Origin of the sequence: Asaia spathodeae NBRC 105894 (genome assembly GCF_025994195.1) — a bacterium.
GTDB classification, from domain to species: domain Bacteria; phylum Pseudomonadota; class Alphaproteobacteria; order Acetobacterales; family Acetobacteraceae; genus Asaia; species Asaia siamensis.
Genome location: NZ_BAPY01000026.1, coordinates 133597 through 147804 on the forward strand (window position 1 = coordinate 133597; position 14208 = coordinate 147804).

The 14208-nt window shown below is 63.4% G+C and carries 10 protein-coding genes and 1 riboswitch; of the genes, 5 read left to right on the top strand and 5 right to left on the bottom strand.

From position 1 onward, the window contains the following. The first annotated feature begins 61 nt into the window (after positions 1 to 61). Both AA105894_RS09985 and AA105894_RS09990 read left to right on the top strand, forming a co-directional pair. On the top strand, positions 62 to 1066 hold the full coding sequence (locus tag AA105894_RS09985) for a VOC family protein (RefSeq protein WP_267311708.1): 1005 nt from the start codon (positions 62 to 64) through the stop codon (positions 1064 to 1066). Then, on the top strand, positions 1063 to 1329 hold the full coding sequence (locus tag AA105894_RS09990; RefSeq protein WP_188425876.1) for a spore coat protein: 267 nt from the start codon (positions 1063 to 1065) through the stop codon (positions 1327 to 1329). The genes AA105894_RS09985 and AA105894_RS09990 overlap by 4 nt, the downstream gene beginning before the upstream one ends. Before the next feature lie 182 nt (positions 1330 to 1511). Here AA105894_RS09990 and addA read toward each other — a convergent pair whose 3' ends face one another. The 5 genes from addA to AA105894_RS10015 all read right to left on the bottom strand — a co-directional run bounded on the left by addA (position 1512) and on the right by AA105894_RS10015 (position 10225). Beyond that, positions 1512 to 5030, bottom strand: a complete 3519-nt coding sequence (gene addA, locus AA105894_RS09995) for a double-strand break repair helicase AddA (RefSeq protein WP_267311588.1) — start codon at positions 5028 to 5030, stop codon at positions 1512 to 1514. Next, on the bottom strand, positions 5027 to 8008 hold the full coding sequence (addB, locus tag AA105894_RS10000) for a double-strand break repair protein AddB (RefSeq protein WP_267311589.1): 2982 nt from the start codon (positions 8006 to 8008) through the stop codon (positions 5027 to 5029). The genes addA and addB overlap by 4 nt, the downstream gene beginning before the upstream one ends. Then, on the bottom strand, positions 8005 to 8439 hold the full coding sequence (tsaE, locus tag AA105894_RS10005; protein WP_267311590.1) for a tRNA (adenosine(37)-N6)-threonylcarbamoyltransferase complex ATPase subunit type 1 TsaE: 435 nt from the start codon (positions 8437 to 8439) through the stop codon (positions 8005 to 8007). Before tsaE ends, addB begins: the two co-directional genes overlap by 4 nt. 125 nt (positions 8440 to 8564) lie before the next feature. Then, positions 8565 to 9203 (bottom strand): trimeric intracellular cation channel family protein, encoded by a 639-nt coding sequence (locus AA105894_RS10010; RefSeq protein WP_229719555.1) that lies wholly within the window; start codon positions 9201 to 9203, stop codon positions 8565 to 8567. Then, entirely contained in the window at positions 9200 to 10225 is a 1026-nt protein-coding gene (locus AA105894_RS10015) for a threonine aldolase family protein (RefSeq protein WP_373316760.1), read from the bottom strand. Before AA105894_RS10015 ends, AA105894_RS10010 begins: the two co-directional genes overlap by 4 nt. A 51-nt stretch (positions 10226 to 10276) precedes the next feature. Further along, positions 10277 to 10389: riboswitch (SAM-I-IV-variant riboswitch) on the bottom strand. A 149-nt stretch (positions 10390 to 10538) separates the two neighbouring features. Between AA105894_RS10015 and AA105894_RS10020 the strand changes: the two genes are divergently transcribed. From AA105894_RS10020 to AA105894_RS10030, 3 genes are read left to right on the top strand one after another with little or no spacing between them, the layout of a single operon-like run. Next, a complete protein-coding gene (locus AA105894_RS10020; protein WP_267311591.1) occupies positions 10539 to 11561 on the top strand; it encodes an NAD(P)/FAD-dependent oxidoreductase in 1023 nt (340 codons plus the stop codon). Positions 11562 to 11618: 57 nt separating this feature from the next. Continuing rightward, entirely contained in the window at positions 11619 to 12764 is a 1146-nt protein-coding gene (gene alr, locus AA105894_RS10025) for an alanine racemase (RefSeq protein ID WP_267311592.1), read from the top strand. Next, a complete protein-coding gene (locus AA105894_RS10030) occupies positions 12761 to 14020 on the top strand; it encodes a D-amino acid dehydrogenase (RefSeq protein ID WP_188425520.1) in 1260 nt (419 codons plus the stop codon). Before alr ends, AA105894_RS10030 begins: the two co-directional genes overlap by 4 nt. The last annotated feature ends 188 nt before the right edge of the window (positions 14021 to 14208 follow it).

The following is a 14208-nucleotide window of genomic DNA, read 5'->3' on the forward strand; positions in this document are numbered from 1 at the left end:
GTTCCTCCCGACGCGTTTTATGAAGCAAGGTCATCACGTTACCGGAGAGGTTCTTTTGTCGATGCGTCATGTCTCGCGCGTATTCTGGCTATCCGTGCTGTGCAGCACGAGTCTCCTGACGGCGGTGCCTGCCGCATTGGCTCAACCCATGCTGGTACCCCTGCCGCCTGCCCCCGAGAATTATACCCCCGAACATGTCCCCTCTGCCACCGTAGCGCCTGCTGCACCCGGCGCATTCGACGCGCTGACCGTGCCCGCAACACATCGCCTGCTACCGGGCAAGATCGTGTTTTCGATGCTGGTCACACCCGACCTCGCCCGTGCGGAACGTTTCTATGGCGGGCTGTTCGGCTGGGGTTTCCGTCCGGTCGGCGATGGCAGGACACCCCGTGTCGAAATCACACTTGGCACCCAGCCGGTCGGCATGATGGTGGCGCACAAGCTCGATGACCCCAAACGTGATGTTCCGTTCTGGATGCCGTTCCTGTCGACCTCGGATACCGCGACCGTGGCTCGGGTCACGAAGCAGCATGGTGGCAAGACGATTTTCGGTCCCAAACCCATAGCCGGTCTGGGGCAGGCGGTAATCGTTTCCGACCCGCAGCATGGCCTCTATGCCGCCCTCAGCGCCCAGTCAGGCGATCCGGCTGACCATGACACTGACCCGACGCTGAACGGCTGGTCCTGGGCAACGCTGCTCTCCCCGGACCCGAGAGCGGCGGCTGGCTATTATCAGCTCCTGTTCAACTACAGGATCGTCGCCTCTCCCGAAGCCGATAGTCCCCAGCATTACATGCTCACCGCACAGGACAAGGAGCGCGCCAGCATCAACACGCTGCCACCGGGCATCGAGCCGCGTGACAGGGCGCGCTGGGTGCAGTTCGTCGAGGTAAATGACAGCGCGAGCCTTGCTGACAGAGCGCAGAAGCTGGGCGGTCGGGTGATTGTGCCGACGCATGTCGACCGTGATGGCGCCCAGATTGCCGTTCTGGCCGATCCGGATGGTGCCGTGTTCGGTGTTATCGAAACCCAGAAAGACATGCTTGAAGGAGCGCTGCCCCGGTGAAGAAAGCATCCGCCCTTTTCGCCCTCGCGGTGATCTCTTCTCTCGGTTTGTCAGGCTGTGGCGGCTATGATGGCTATGGCGGCGGCTATTACGGCTATCCCGGCGGCTGGGGACGCCAGGGCTGGAATGGCGGCTACGCCGTCGGGCCGCATTATACCGGGCGCGGCTGGGGGGGCCGGGGCTATCGCCCGCGCTATGATGACCGGCGTGGCGATCGTGGTCCGCGCAACGGCAATCATGGCGGCGATCATCACCATCATTGATGCGGGCCTTGCCTGAGCGGTCCGACCGCGATGCGTAGGGTGGACAATCTGACGCGCTATAAGGTTCTTGCACCCAGGCCTCAGGGAGTTCCTTCGAAGCGCCCCGCGTCACCGAAACGGGCAGCTGCGCTTCTCACGAGCCTCGGCCCCATGAAGCGTCAGTCATCCGTCACGCTCCGGCGCTACGCCTCCGTCTGAACAAGGCTGATGGTCGGGCCTTCGGTCCAGACCAGTGCCATGACGAGTTCATGCTCCGGATAGAGCTGCCTGAGCACGGCACCATAGGCCGCCATCTGGCGTCGATAGGCGGCAGGCACTGCCTGACCGGGGCGGGGCGGGTGCTGATTTGTCTTGAAATCGCAAAGCATCACGCAGTTCTCGGTCACACGCAGACGATCGACCTGACCAAGCACAACCTGACCGAAAGCAAGGCCTGTGATCGGCTGCTCGGCAAGGCTGCCCGGCGCGAAAAGCGGGGCGAGCGTCTTATCCATCAGGATAGCCAGAACCTGCGTCACCAGACGCTCTACGGCGTCAGGCGCAAGACCATGGGCAGGCTGGGACAGAAAATCCTCTGCAAGAAAACGCCATTCCGACTCGTCACGGTCGGGCAGCCATTGCAGGAGACGATGGACCAGCGTGCCGCGATCGAGCGCGCGCTTTCGCCCGCTCTCCTGCCCTGCAGCGAGTTGCAGAGGCGACAGGGCCGGCGGTGCCGCGCCATAGGAGGCATTATCCGGCCGACTGGGTGCCAGAGGCCGCGTGAGCGGCGCCTCATGTGGTGCAGGCTGCGCATGCCAGTCCGGAGCATGACCGAAGAGAGCAGGCATCGGTACAGGAGAAGCAGGAGCGTGCAATCTGGCTGCCTGAGGGGCGTTTTCAGGCTCTGCCTCGATCACAAGGCGCTCGCCATCCCACCCGCCCTCGAAGGGACAGGCGGATGCGCCCAGCTGGGTGAACCCGGCCTCGCAAAGCGCATACCAGGAATGTTCGCTCGGCTTGCGTCGCGGCTCCCAGCCACACACAACCAGCCAGTCGCTGGCACGTGTCAGAGCGACATAGAGCAGGCGGTTACGCTCTGCCTGAGCTGCCTCCTTTTCCTGCTCCTTGAGTCTGTCTCCTAGCCTAGAGGGCAATTCCCTGCCCGGCATCCACACCGGCAGATCGAGCCCGTTCTGGTGCGTCCAGAGAAGCTTCGTCTCGCCCTGCACCTCGCCCGTCATGTCGGGCAGGATCACGAGGCGGGCCTGCAATCCCTTGGAGCCGTGAACGGTCATGATGCGCACGGCATCGATCTCGGACTCGGCCTCGCGCTTGACGGTCAGGCTGCTGGAAGCAAGCCAGTGCAGGAAGCCCTGCATCGACGGCGCGTGCAGCGCCTCGAAGCGCAGCGCTGCAGAAAGCAGATCATCCAGCGGTTCTGCCGCCTCCGGCCCAAGACGGGCCAGTGCCCGGGCGCGCCCTTCATGACGACCCAGCGCATCGGCCAGAATCTGATAGGGGGTGGCAAAATCGATACGGGTCTGAAGCGCGGAGAGCCGCTCCCACGCACTCTGCCATTCGGGTCGTTCGAGATGGCGCTCCCGCAGGACTGTCCAGAGAGGGCGCTCGCCACGCTCCATCGCCAGATCCATGAGCGAGGCATCGCTGACCCCACCGAAAGGCGAAGTCAGCGCCGTGGCGAGGGTCAGATTATCCTGAGGCAGAAGCAGCGCATGACACAGCGCCATCATATCCTGCACCGCCAGTGAATCGGTCAGCCCGACACCGACGAGTGTCGCCACTTCGACGCCCTGACCTTTCAATGCGCGAATGAGCGCCCGCAGGAAGGCCGAACGGCGTGGCACCAGAACCAGAACCTCACCCGCACGCAGCGGCGCCTGGCCCGGCTGGGGCGGCTTGCCGATCTGACGGGCGATCCACTGAGCCAGCGTATCGGCCAGTTTCTGCGGGGCACGGCTTTGTCCCGCATTGCCGGTAGGGGCCGCCCATGGGTCGTCAATGGCGTCTTTCTCATCAGCCGGAACCAGAGGCCAGAGCTCGACGCGCCCACCCTGACCGGGGCGGGCAGAACGATGCGGCGGCAGGGAGTCACGCCCCGGCTCGCGCAAGCCATCAGCGGCAAGGGGGCTGGCAAAGACCGCATCGACCAGATCGAGCACTGGCGTGACAGAACGAAAGGACACGCCGATTTCAGGATTGCGCCAGTCTTGCTCCGCACCCAGAACCATCTCGCGGAAGCGATCTCTTGCGCCGAACAAACCCTGAGGATCGGCGCCCTGAAAGGCATAGATGGACTGCTTGAAATCACCCACCGCGAAAACCGTGCGCGGGCGGCCTTCCATCTCGCGGGCGCCCTCACCCACGAAGAATTCCTCGATCAGCGCCGTCGCAATTTCCCATTGCGCGGCGGACGTATCCTGCACCTCGTCAAGCAACAGATGATCGAGACCGCCATCGAGTTTGTACAACACCCAGGAAGCACCCGGGTCGCGCAGCAGATCCCGCGTGCTGGCGATGAGGTCGTCGTAATCGACCAGACCGCGCAGCGTCTTGTCCTGCGCGTAACGGTCGAGCGTGGGGGCCGCAAGAGCAAACAGGGCCAGATTGAGCGCAATCAGGCGCTGCACGGCAATCGCCTGGTCCAGTGCGATGAGCCGCTCGGCCTCGGCGGTGAATGCCTCCATGATATGAGGCCGATCGCGGGCGATGGCAGCGGGGACAAAAGCCCGCGCGGCCCTCGGCGTGCCGGTGCCGGTCACGAAGAACTCGCCCCATAGCGCAGGATCGCGCTCGACTGCCGGGCGCGAGAGCGCGTCGAGCATCCTGGTCAGGGCCGCCCGCATGGTGGCGGTACCAAGAGGCAGAGCCTCCTGCGCGCAACGGCGCAAGACATCTTCCTGCGGTGAGGCGCAGCGCTGGGCTTCGAGATCAGCCAGATCGACCTCATCTTCGGCGCCAAAAGCCTTGCGATAGGCCCGCTCGATGGCGCCAGGCTCGATCTGCCAGCGCGCAAAACTCTGCCTCAACCGCGAAACACGGCCCTGCAACGCCCTGATGCGATCGAGATAATCTTCCAGCCCGACCTGCCCCGCCAGAAGGGTGAGACGCGCCTCCATTGACGGGTCACCCTTGGCGCGAGACAGCGTCTGCTCGATGGCATTGGCCAGAGCGAGGCTCGAATCCGTCTCTTCCATCAGGGTGAAATGCGGGTTGATGGCCGCTTCCAGCGGGAAGCGCCTGAGCAGCGACTGGCAGAATGCATGGATCGTGCCGATCTTCATGCCTCCCGGCAGATCGAGCACGCGCACGAAGAGGGCACGAGCCGCCTGACGGGTTTCAGGCGATACCGGCACGCTGAGCCCGTGCAACTCCCGATCAAGGGCCTCATCGGGCAGAGACACCCAGCGTCCCAGACGGGATTGCAGGCGATTGGCCATCTCCGCCGCCGCCGCACGGGTAAAGGTCAGGCACTGGATACGTGCCGGGTCACTCCCCGGCAGCAATACCGGCACCCCCGTCTCGGGGTCGGGCATCAGCACCGGCAGCATCAGGCGCAACAACCGGTCGATCAGCAGTTTGGTCTTGCCACTTCCCGCCGAAGCCGAGACGAAAACCGATGCCAGCGGATCGGAAGCCTGTCTCTGGATATTATTGGCTGTGGCAATGACCTGCGAATTCAGCTTTGCCAGATCGCTCATTCCCCGCCCTCCTCACGCGCGGCGCTCCATTCCGACACACGGGCCAGATGGGCGTAATCGCTGTAGCGCGGCACATAATCGGGGTGAGGATGAGAACGATAGGCCGTCTCAGGATCATCGAATACCTCGACACGTCGACGCAGCCTGTCGAGCGCAGAATCGACAAGAGGCTCCAGATCTTCGGGCTTGCGCGGCACGCTGAGCTCCTGACCGCGATGACGGTCGCCCGTCAGACGCCAGTAAAGCAGTGAGGCGGTCTCCGCCGCCGGCAGACCGGCAAATCCACCCAGACGCAGCATGGCCGCCTCAAGCACAAGCTGCGAACTCCACCCGGCCTCCACATCGCTGACCTTGGGCAGAGAGCCCGTCTTGTAATCGATGATCGTGGCGCGTCCGTCCTGACCGATCTCGATCCGATCGGCGCGGGCCGTCAGCCGGAACGGGGCGTAAGGCGGCGTCAGGGTGAGTGTGCCTTTCTGCTCGGTTTTCAGCATGGCAGGTTTCTCACGCAGTGCCTCGCGTTCGCACACCCAGTCGGCAATGCGTAACACACGCGGGCGCCACCAGGCAGCCAGGGCCGGGCGCAACTCACGGGCTTCGAGCACCGCAAGCAGACATTCATGCAAGGCCCTGCCGCCCTTTTGTCCCTGTTCCAGCCAACGATCGAGCCCGTCATGCACCACCACACCGATATCGGAGCGGTCAGCAGCTTCCTCCAGCGCGGGCAGTGCCTTCAGCTTCAGCACATGACGCGCATAGATCGCATAAGGATCACGCAGCCAGGAATCGATTTCGGTCACGGAAAGCCGTCGCGGACGCAGGGCGACGGGCGGGCGAGGCTCGGGCGGCAGCACGGGGCGCGCTGCCCCTGCAGGCTGATCCATGGCGGCCTGCCAGATCAGGGCGGGATGGGCGCGCAGCTTCTGCCCTCGCCCTTCGAGCAGCGCCTCGAGACGCACCAGCCAGCGCGCCGGAACGGCAGGGGCGCCATCGCGTCTGGCCGCACTCGACAGCACGATTTCCTCACCCGAGAGAAAGGCCGTGGTGAAATCATGCGCTGCGGTGCCGATCAGCCGCTCCGGCGAAGGCAGGCCGGCGCGTATGCGCATGGGGCGGCTCAACCACGGCCCGGGATCGGTCGCGGGGGGCCAGATGCCCTCGTTCAACCCACCCAGAATGACCAGATTGGCAAATTGCAGACGCGCTTCAAGCACACCCAGAATGGACACGCGGGGATGCAGCGCCTCGCCATCGCGCCCTTGCAGAACGCGCTGACCGAACACCATTTTTCCGGCCATCGACGCCAGCAGGAATGCGGGCAGTCCCACCAGACTCTGGGGCGGCAGAACTGCGCCATGCGTCATCAGACCGACCAGATGACGTGACAGGGCATGGCCTTCTGCGCCCATCCAGAGACGCTCTTCACCCGGTTGCTCCTGCGTGCTGGCCAGAGCTTCCGCCGCCCTGATGAGGCGTGTCAGCAGTTCTGGCAGAGGCAGGGCGCCGCAATTCAGCAAGGGCGAGACAGCCGCGTCGAGACGATCCAGAAACAGATCGAGCGGCTCGGCCTGATCGGGGCGATCGGCACTCTCGGCCTCGCTCTGGTCCTGACGATCAAGCGCCTGACGAAGGCCTTTCATGCCCGGTGGTGGTGCAGGCCCGCGCAACACCAGACGCTCGAGACGGCGCGCCGTTGCCCGGCAATTACCGGGTGTGCTGCCAAGCGCCACGAGCGGATGCTTGAGCAGAGCGAGAAGCGCCACCGGCGCCAGATTTTCGGCAGCGGCCTCAGCCAGAAGGCGGAGAAGGATCGCAGCCGGGCTGAGCGCGAGGCTCTCGCCTGCGCTGTCATCCGCCACGATGCCGTAGCGCAGCAATTCGGTCGCGACGCGTCTGGCCAGAGCGCGGTCCGGGGTGACAAGCGATGCCGTTCTGCCGGGAGTTTCGACTGCCTCTCGCAGGATCATGGCGATGCTGGCGGCTTCCTGCTGCTGATCTGCCGCATCCAGACGGGTGATTCCGGTCAGAGGCAGAGATGCCGCATTTTCGCCCCAGGCAGAGAGTCCCTCCATGGGGCGCATCATCAGGCTTGCCAGCTTTATGCGGTCCTGCATGGCTTCGCGAAAAACCATCCCTTGCGGTAACACCCCGTCATCCCAGAGTGTGATGGTTTCACGGGAAACACCCAGATCATCGAGAAGACGCCGAAAGCCCGATTGCGGATGGCTTTCCGGCAGGGTTGCCCACAGCGTATCGGGCAGATCCAGATCGACACCGGGCAGGATGACGCAGCCCTGAGGCGCATCAAGCACGGCGCGAAGAATGGCGCAGACAGCAAACATGCCATCGGTGAACCCGACAGCCCAGAGCCTTCCCTGCGGGGGTGCCTGCGTCCAGCGTTCGGCCTGCGCCCGGAGCACGGCTACCTGACGCGCCACCGGGTTCATCAGACCGGTTTCGCTCAGCCAGGCGGGCCAGGCTTCGGTGACGATATGCAGGAACTGCAGCGTCTTGTGCCAGTGATCGGCAAAGCGCGGCTCGGCGGCATCGGGCAGGCGCTCGCGCAGATCGACCCCCACACGCTCGGCATCATCCATCAACTCCGCCAGAGCCGAGGCCAGAGGCCAGGCCTGTTCGAGCGTCAGTTCCGCGCTGAATACGCCCTTCGCCCGCAGAACCAGCGCCGCCAGAACCGACAGACGACGCAGCGGATCAACCGCGGCAGGAAAGGAAAACGCTTCCACACCCGAAAGCGCGAGATCGTCTTCACTCACATCGCCCACTGGCAGGATGCGCGGCAACAAGGCCGCCTTGCCATCGAGGCAACGCAGAAACGCCTCGGTGAGGTTGCGTGCCGCACGACGCCCAGGCACGAGAAGCAGCGCGTTGGCATCGTCCTGAGCCGCGCCCCCCTCAAGCCAGCGTCGTGCCACGTCATCAAGAAAGGAACGGTCTGCGGGGATGGTCGCGAGAATCACAGCCTGTCGCTCCAGCCCTTGATGGTCATCCTGCGCGCCTCTTCTGCCTCCCCTTCGGTCAGGGTGAGATGCAGTGCATGATCGGGCAGTTCGTCTTCTGCACGTTCGGGCCATTCAACCAGCATGATGCCCTCCTGCAACTCGTCCCAGCCGAGCTCGCAAAGAGCGTCCGGCCCATCAAGACGCCAGAGGTCGAAATGCGCCACAGCGCCTTTGGCTGTGTCATAGGTCTGGACCAGCGAAAAGGTGGGGCTGGGCACCTCAAGTGCAGGATCCTGCGCCAGTGCTCTCAGAAAGGCCCGGGCAAACACACTCTTGCCCATGCCCATCTCGCCATGCAGCGCGATCACATCCCCCGGCTGCGCAAGACCCGCCAGACGGGCGGCGAAAGCTTCGGTGGCGGGCTGATCGGGCAGGTCGATTTGGCTCATACTGACAGTGTAAAGCCCGGCTATCTGGATGGGTAGGGGTCTGACAAGCGAGCGAGCCCGATATGTCTGACGCTTCTGGCAGATCTGACCGGAAGGACCTCAAAAAAGGGCCGAAGGGAAAGCCCTTACCGGCGATAGGCGGGCAGGTCGACCTTGCCGAGGATGGCATAGCCGCGCAGGCAGAAGCCCAGCACTACGGCAATCGCGCCTGCAGCGATTGGAGGAAGACCGACAGCATCCAGACCAACATATAACCCTGCGGCGAGGGCTGCGGCGGTGACATAGAGCTCGGGCCGGATCACGATGGAGGGCAGACCTGCCAGCACGTCACGGATAATGCCGCCCATACAGGCCGTGACCACCCCCATGATGGCCGCTGGCAGCCACGGAATGCCGTAGGCTGTGGCCTTGGCGGCGCCATAGACAGCATAAGAGGCAAGCCCCAGCCCGTCGAACCAGTCGATGGCGCGCTCATGCCAGACACGATGAGGCGTAAACCAGACCAGCAGGGCGATGCCCAGACAGACGGCAATCGGCGCCGTGGCATGCATCCAGAATACCGGCGCGCCGATCAGCAGATCGCGCAGCGTGCCGCCTCCAACGCCGGTCATGGCCGCGAAGAAGGCAAAGGTGACCATGTTCTGCCTTGCCCTTGCAGCAACAAGCGCGCCCGAAATCGCAAACACAGCCGTGCCCGCCATATCGAGATCGGACAATGTCGATGCCGAGAGCGCATGAATACTGGCAAGAGTGGCAGGACTCACGCGGCGAGCGCCTCGATATCGGCGGCGAGTTGTGCCACGCGTTCGGGGGCGGCATCCCAGGCAAACATGAAGCGCGCCCCCCCACCGATAAATGTGTAGAAACGCCATCCCCGCTCGCGCAGCCCTTCGAGCACGATTTCCGGTGCCTTGAGAAACACGGCATTGGCCTGTGCCGGAAACATCAGGGTAAGACCGGGAACTGCCGTGATCCGCTCCGCCAGCGCTCTGGCGCTGTCATTGCCGTACTGGCCGTTACGCAGCCAGGCGCCACTCTCCAGCAGACCAACCCAGGGTGCGGAGATGAAGCGCATTTTCGATGCCAGCTGCCCGGCCTGCTTGCAGCGATAATCGAAGCCTTCGGCCAGGGCCGGGTCGAAAAACAGGATCGCCTCGCCAACGGCCATTCCGTTTTTGGTACCGCCAAAACACAGCACATCCACCCCTGCCTGCCAGGTCATTTCAGCGGGCGTGCAGCCCAGAGCGGCGCAGGCATTGGCAAAGCGGGCGCCATCCATATGCAGACGCAGCCCCAGTTCGCGACAGGTATCGGCAATGGCGCGTATCTCCGCCAGGGAATAGACCTCACCCGTCTCGGTCGGCTGGGTGATCGTCACGACCTTGGGCTTGGGATAGTGGATATCGCTTCGACACGTCGCCAGAGCGCGAATGTCTTCCGGAAACAGCTTGGCGTGGTCCGTACGGGCCACCAGCAGCTTGGAGCCATTGGAGAAAAATTCAGGAGCACCACACTCATCAGTTTCGACATGGGCGAAAGATGAACAGATGACACTGTTATAGGACTGGCAGAGCGATGCCAGCGCCAGCGAATTGGCTGCCGTGCCGTTGAAGGCAAAGAACACTTCGCATTGGGTGCCGAACAGCGCGCGGAAACTGTCAGAGGCGCGGTTTGTCCATTCATCATCGCCATAAGCCGGCACTGAACCCGCATTGGCCTGCTGCATCACATCCCAGACTTCGGGGCAGATACCGGCATAATTGTCACTGGCAAATTGCTGGGCCACGATGATCGGTCCTTTCTGGACGTACAGGGGCTCCGTGCGAAAGGGGGGTGTGGCGTGTCCCGAGATTGCCGGAGCGGCCACATCTCTCCGGCGGAAACCGGAGATACCACCTTGCCCGGGAGCAGGTTGGCGCCGACAGGACCTGTCGGCTCTTGATGCTGGCGGCTTTCGTATCAAAGCCATGAGTGTCGCGCAATGTGCTTCTGTCCGACAGGCGCTAACGCAAGCCATCCTCCGGCTCTGGGCGAGCCTCGCGGTTTCTGTTAGCTGCTATGAGGAACACAGGACATAACAGACAGGATTGAACGCGCTTATGGGCCAGACTCCTCTCGACATCGATGTCGCCATTATCGGTGCAGGGCCGACCGCCCTTTTTGCGGCTTTCGAATGCGGGATGCTCAAACTCTCCTGCGTTCTGATCGACGCTCTGGGAGAGATCGGTGGCCAATGTGCGGCGCTTTATCCTGAGAAGCCGATCTATGACATTCCGGGCCATCCCTCGATCGAAGGCGGCGCACTGATTGCGGCGCTTGATGCCCAGATCGCCCCGTTCGCTGTGCCGCGTCTGCTTGGCCAGCGTGTCGAGAAGCTCTCTGGCGCCCGTGGTGCATTCACGCTCGAGACGGACAAGAGCCAGGTCGTGACGGCACGCGCTGTCATCATTGCAGCCGGTGCCGGTGCTTTCGGGCCGAATCGCCCGCCGCTGGAGGGGCTTGACGCCTACGAGGCCAGCGGAGCCGTTCAGTATTACGTCCGCAAGCGCGCCGATTTTGCCGGCAAGCGCATTGTCGTGGCTGGTGGTGGCGACTCTGCCCTCGACTGGGCGCTGTCGCTCTCGGATATCGCTGAAAAGATCTATCTGCTGCATCGCCGCGATCGCTTCCGCGGGGCGCCGGAAACACTGGCTCAGATCGAGGCTCGGGTTGCAGAAGGCCGCATCGAGAAGGTGGTGCCCTATCAGCTTCATGCGCTTCAGGGTGACAATGGCGCCCTGTCAGCCGTCGACGTGATCGATCTCGACGGGCAGGTGCGCCGTATCGAGGCGGATACGCTGCTGCCTTTCTACGGGCTTTCGACCGATCTTGGCCCGATTGCCACCTGGAATATCGACACAATCCGCAGCACCCTGCCGGTAACGCCTTCGACCATGGAAACCAGCCTGCCCGGCGTCTTTGCCATTGGCGATGTGGCGACCTATCCCGGCAAGCTCAAACTGATTTTACAGGGCTTCAGCGAGGGCGCGATGGCCGCTCATGCCATCCACCCCATCGTTCATCCTGACCAGGCGCTGCATTTCGAATATTCCACCAGCAAGGGTGTGCCCGCAGGCTCTTGAGCGACGGCAGGGCGCGGTTTAGAATGATTCCGAAATGATCGAAAGACGCAGACCCTGATGACAGTACAGCAGAGCGAGGTGGAAGCAGGCGCAAAACAGCGCGCCGGAGGGTGGTTGCGAATCGACCTTGATGCCCTCAAGCAGAACTACGCTCTGCTGCAACAGAAGGTGGGCAGAGAAATTGCCGTGGGCGCTGCCGTCAAGGCCGATGCCTATGGGCTGGGCGTGGCGCGTGTCGCCCCGGCCCTGTACCGTGCGGGCTGCCGTCGCTTCTTTGTTGCAACGGTTGACGAGGGGCTGGGTCTGCGTCCGCTCCTGTCCGCAGATGCGGCCATCTGCGTTCTGAACGGTCCGCCCCGGGGCAGCGAAGCGCTTCTTCTTGCCTCGGGCCTGACACCTGTCCTGAACAGCCTCGACCAGACGCGGCGCTGGGCGGCGCTCTGCCGGGAAACAGGGCGCAAGGCAGCCTGTCTGCTTCAGCTTGATAGCGGCATGTCGCGTTTCGGTCTTTCGGAAGGGGATCTCGACACGCTCTGCGCAGAGGATCTGCCCGATGCGCTCGATATCGCCTTCGTCATGAGTCATCTCGCCTGCGCGGATGATGCTACCTCGTCACGCAATGAGGGGCAGCGCCGGGCATTCGAAACGCTGCGGCGCAAGCTCCCTGCCCTGCCTGCCAGTCTGGCGGCATCGAGCGGTATCTTTCTGGGCGAAGAATTTCACTTCTCTCTGGTTCGCCCTGGCTACGCGCTGTACGGCGGCAACCCGACCCCTGCCCTTCCCAACCCGATGCACCCGGTCGTTACCATGCTGGGTGGGCTGGTGCAGGATCGGTGGATCGCCCCAGAGACTGCAGTCGGGTATAGTGCCCGCTTTGTGGCCACACAGAAGACACGTATTGCCACGCTTTCCGTCGGCTATGCCGACGGCTTTCATCGCCGCGCCGGTGGCCTCACCAGCGCGGTCCTGCCTGCAAGACCCGAGATTTCGCTCCCTGTCGTAGGGCGGATCTCGATGGATTGCATGGCGCTGGACGTCACCGCGCTGGGAGATATGGATCTGCCCCCCGGCACGGGTTTCGAGCTGATCGGCCCCCACCGTCCGCTGGACGAACTGGCCTCAGCGCTGGATACGATCGGATATGAGCTGCTGACCAGTCTCGGGAAGCGCTTCCATCGTGAATACATTGAGAGTTCACAATGAAGATCATCGTCATGGGCGCCGGTGTGATCGGCGTCACTACTGCCTGGTATCTCGCCGAACAGGGCCATGAGGTTGAGGTCATCGATCGCCAGCCCGGTGTCGGCCTCGAAACTTCCTTTGCCAATGCGGGTCAGGTCTCGCCGGGTTATTCCACCCCCTGGGCAATGCCGGGCCTGCCGCTCAAGGCAGCGCGCTGGATGTTCCAGAAACATGCGCCGCTCGTGGTGCGCGCAGCGGCTGTCAACGCGCCCATGCTGCGCTTCATGACGCAGCTTCTGACCAACTGCACGCATCATGCCTATGACATCAACAAGAGCCGTATGCTGCGTATTGCGGAATACAGCCGCGACTGTCAGGCCGAACTGCGCCGCTCGACCGGCATCACCTATGATGATGGCCAGAAGGGGCTGATCCAGCTCTTCCGCACCGACAAGCAGGTTGAGCATGCTCACGAAGACATGCGTCTGCTGGCCGAAAGCGGCGTAACGCATGAGCTTCTGGGCATGGACGAGGTGCTGAAATACGAGCCTGGTCTGGGTGGCGCCCGTCATCTGCTCAAGGGCGGTCTGCGTCTGCCGGGCGACGAGTCGGGCGATGCCTATCTCTTCACCCAGCGCCTGGCCGCCATGGCCGCGGAAAAAGGCGTGAGCTTCCGCTTCCGCACCGAAATCCAGGCCATCGAGGCAGCTAGCGATGCCATTTATGGCATCCGCACCAGCGCTGGCCGCCTGACTGCCGACGCCTATGTGCTGGCGCTTGGCAGCTATTCGCCGCGTCTGCTCAAGCCGATCGAGCTCGACCTGCCGGTCTATCCGGTCAAGGGCTACTCGCTCACGGCGCCGATCACCGATGAGAGCCGCGTGCCGACCTCGACGGTCAATGACGAGACCTACAAGGTGGCCATGACCCGCCTTGGCGACCGTATCCGTATCGGCGGCACGGCAGAACTGACTGGCTGGCGTCTCAAGCTGAGCCAGGATCGTCGCGAAACGCTCGAACTCTCTTTCAACGAGATGTATGGCGGCGCCGATCTCAGCCGCGCCCGCTACTGGACCGGCCTGCGCCCCTGCACACCCGATGGTACGCCTGTGATCGGCCCGTCCGGCCGTTACAGCAATCTCTGGCTCAACACGGGTCATGGCACGCTGGGCTGGACCATGGCCTGTGGCTCGGGCCGTATCCTGGCCGACCGCATCAGCGGCAAACGCACGGATATCCCGGCGCTCGATCTCTCGCTGGATCGCTATACTTCCTGAGGTGCTTCAGGGCTCTGCCCTGAACCCGGAAGGGGGCTTGCCCCCTTCACCCCAACCTGAAGATCGCGATCCGATCTTCAGGCGGCATGACTGCACAATACAAACAGCTCTGCTCGGTCTTTCGTTACAGGAGGCCGTCAGCTTTGGTGCATTTCCAGCAGCCTGACCGACAAGCTGAAGCAGGCCTT

Coding starts and splice junctions, on each gene's coding strand:
- tsaE (WP_267311590.1), bottom strand. CDS start 8,439: ATGAGCCAAATCGACCTGCCCGATCAGCCCGCCACCGAAGCTTTCGCC.
- alr (WP_267311592.1), top strand. CDS start 11,619: ATGACAGTACAGCAGAGCGAGGTGGAAGCAGGCGCAAAACAGCGCGCC.
- AA105894_RS10030 (WP_188425520.1), top strand. CDS start 12,761: ATGAAGATCATCGTCATGGGCGCCGGTGTGATCGGCGTCACTACTGCC.
- addA (WP_267311588.1), bottom strand. CDS start 5,030: ATGAGCGATCTGGCAAAGCTGAATTCGCAGGTCATTGCCACAGCCAAT.
- AA105894_RS09985 (WP_267311708.1), top strand. CDS start 62: ATGCGTCATGTCTCGCGCGTATTCTGGCTATCCGTGCTGTGCAGCACG.
- AA105894_RS10020 (WP_267311591.1), top strand. CDS start 10,539: ATGGGCCAGACTCCTCTCGACATCGATGTCGCCATTATCGGTGCAGGG.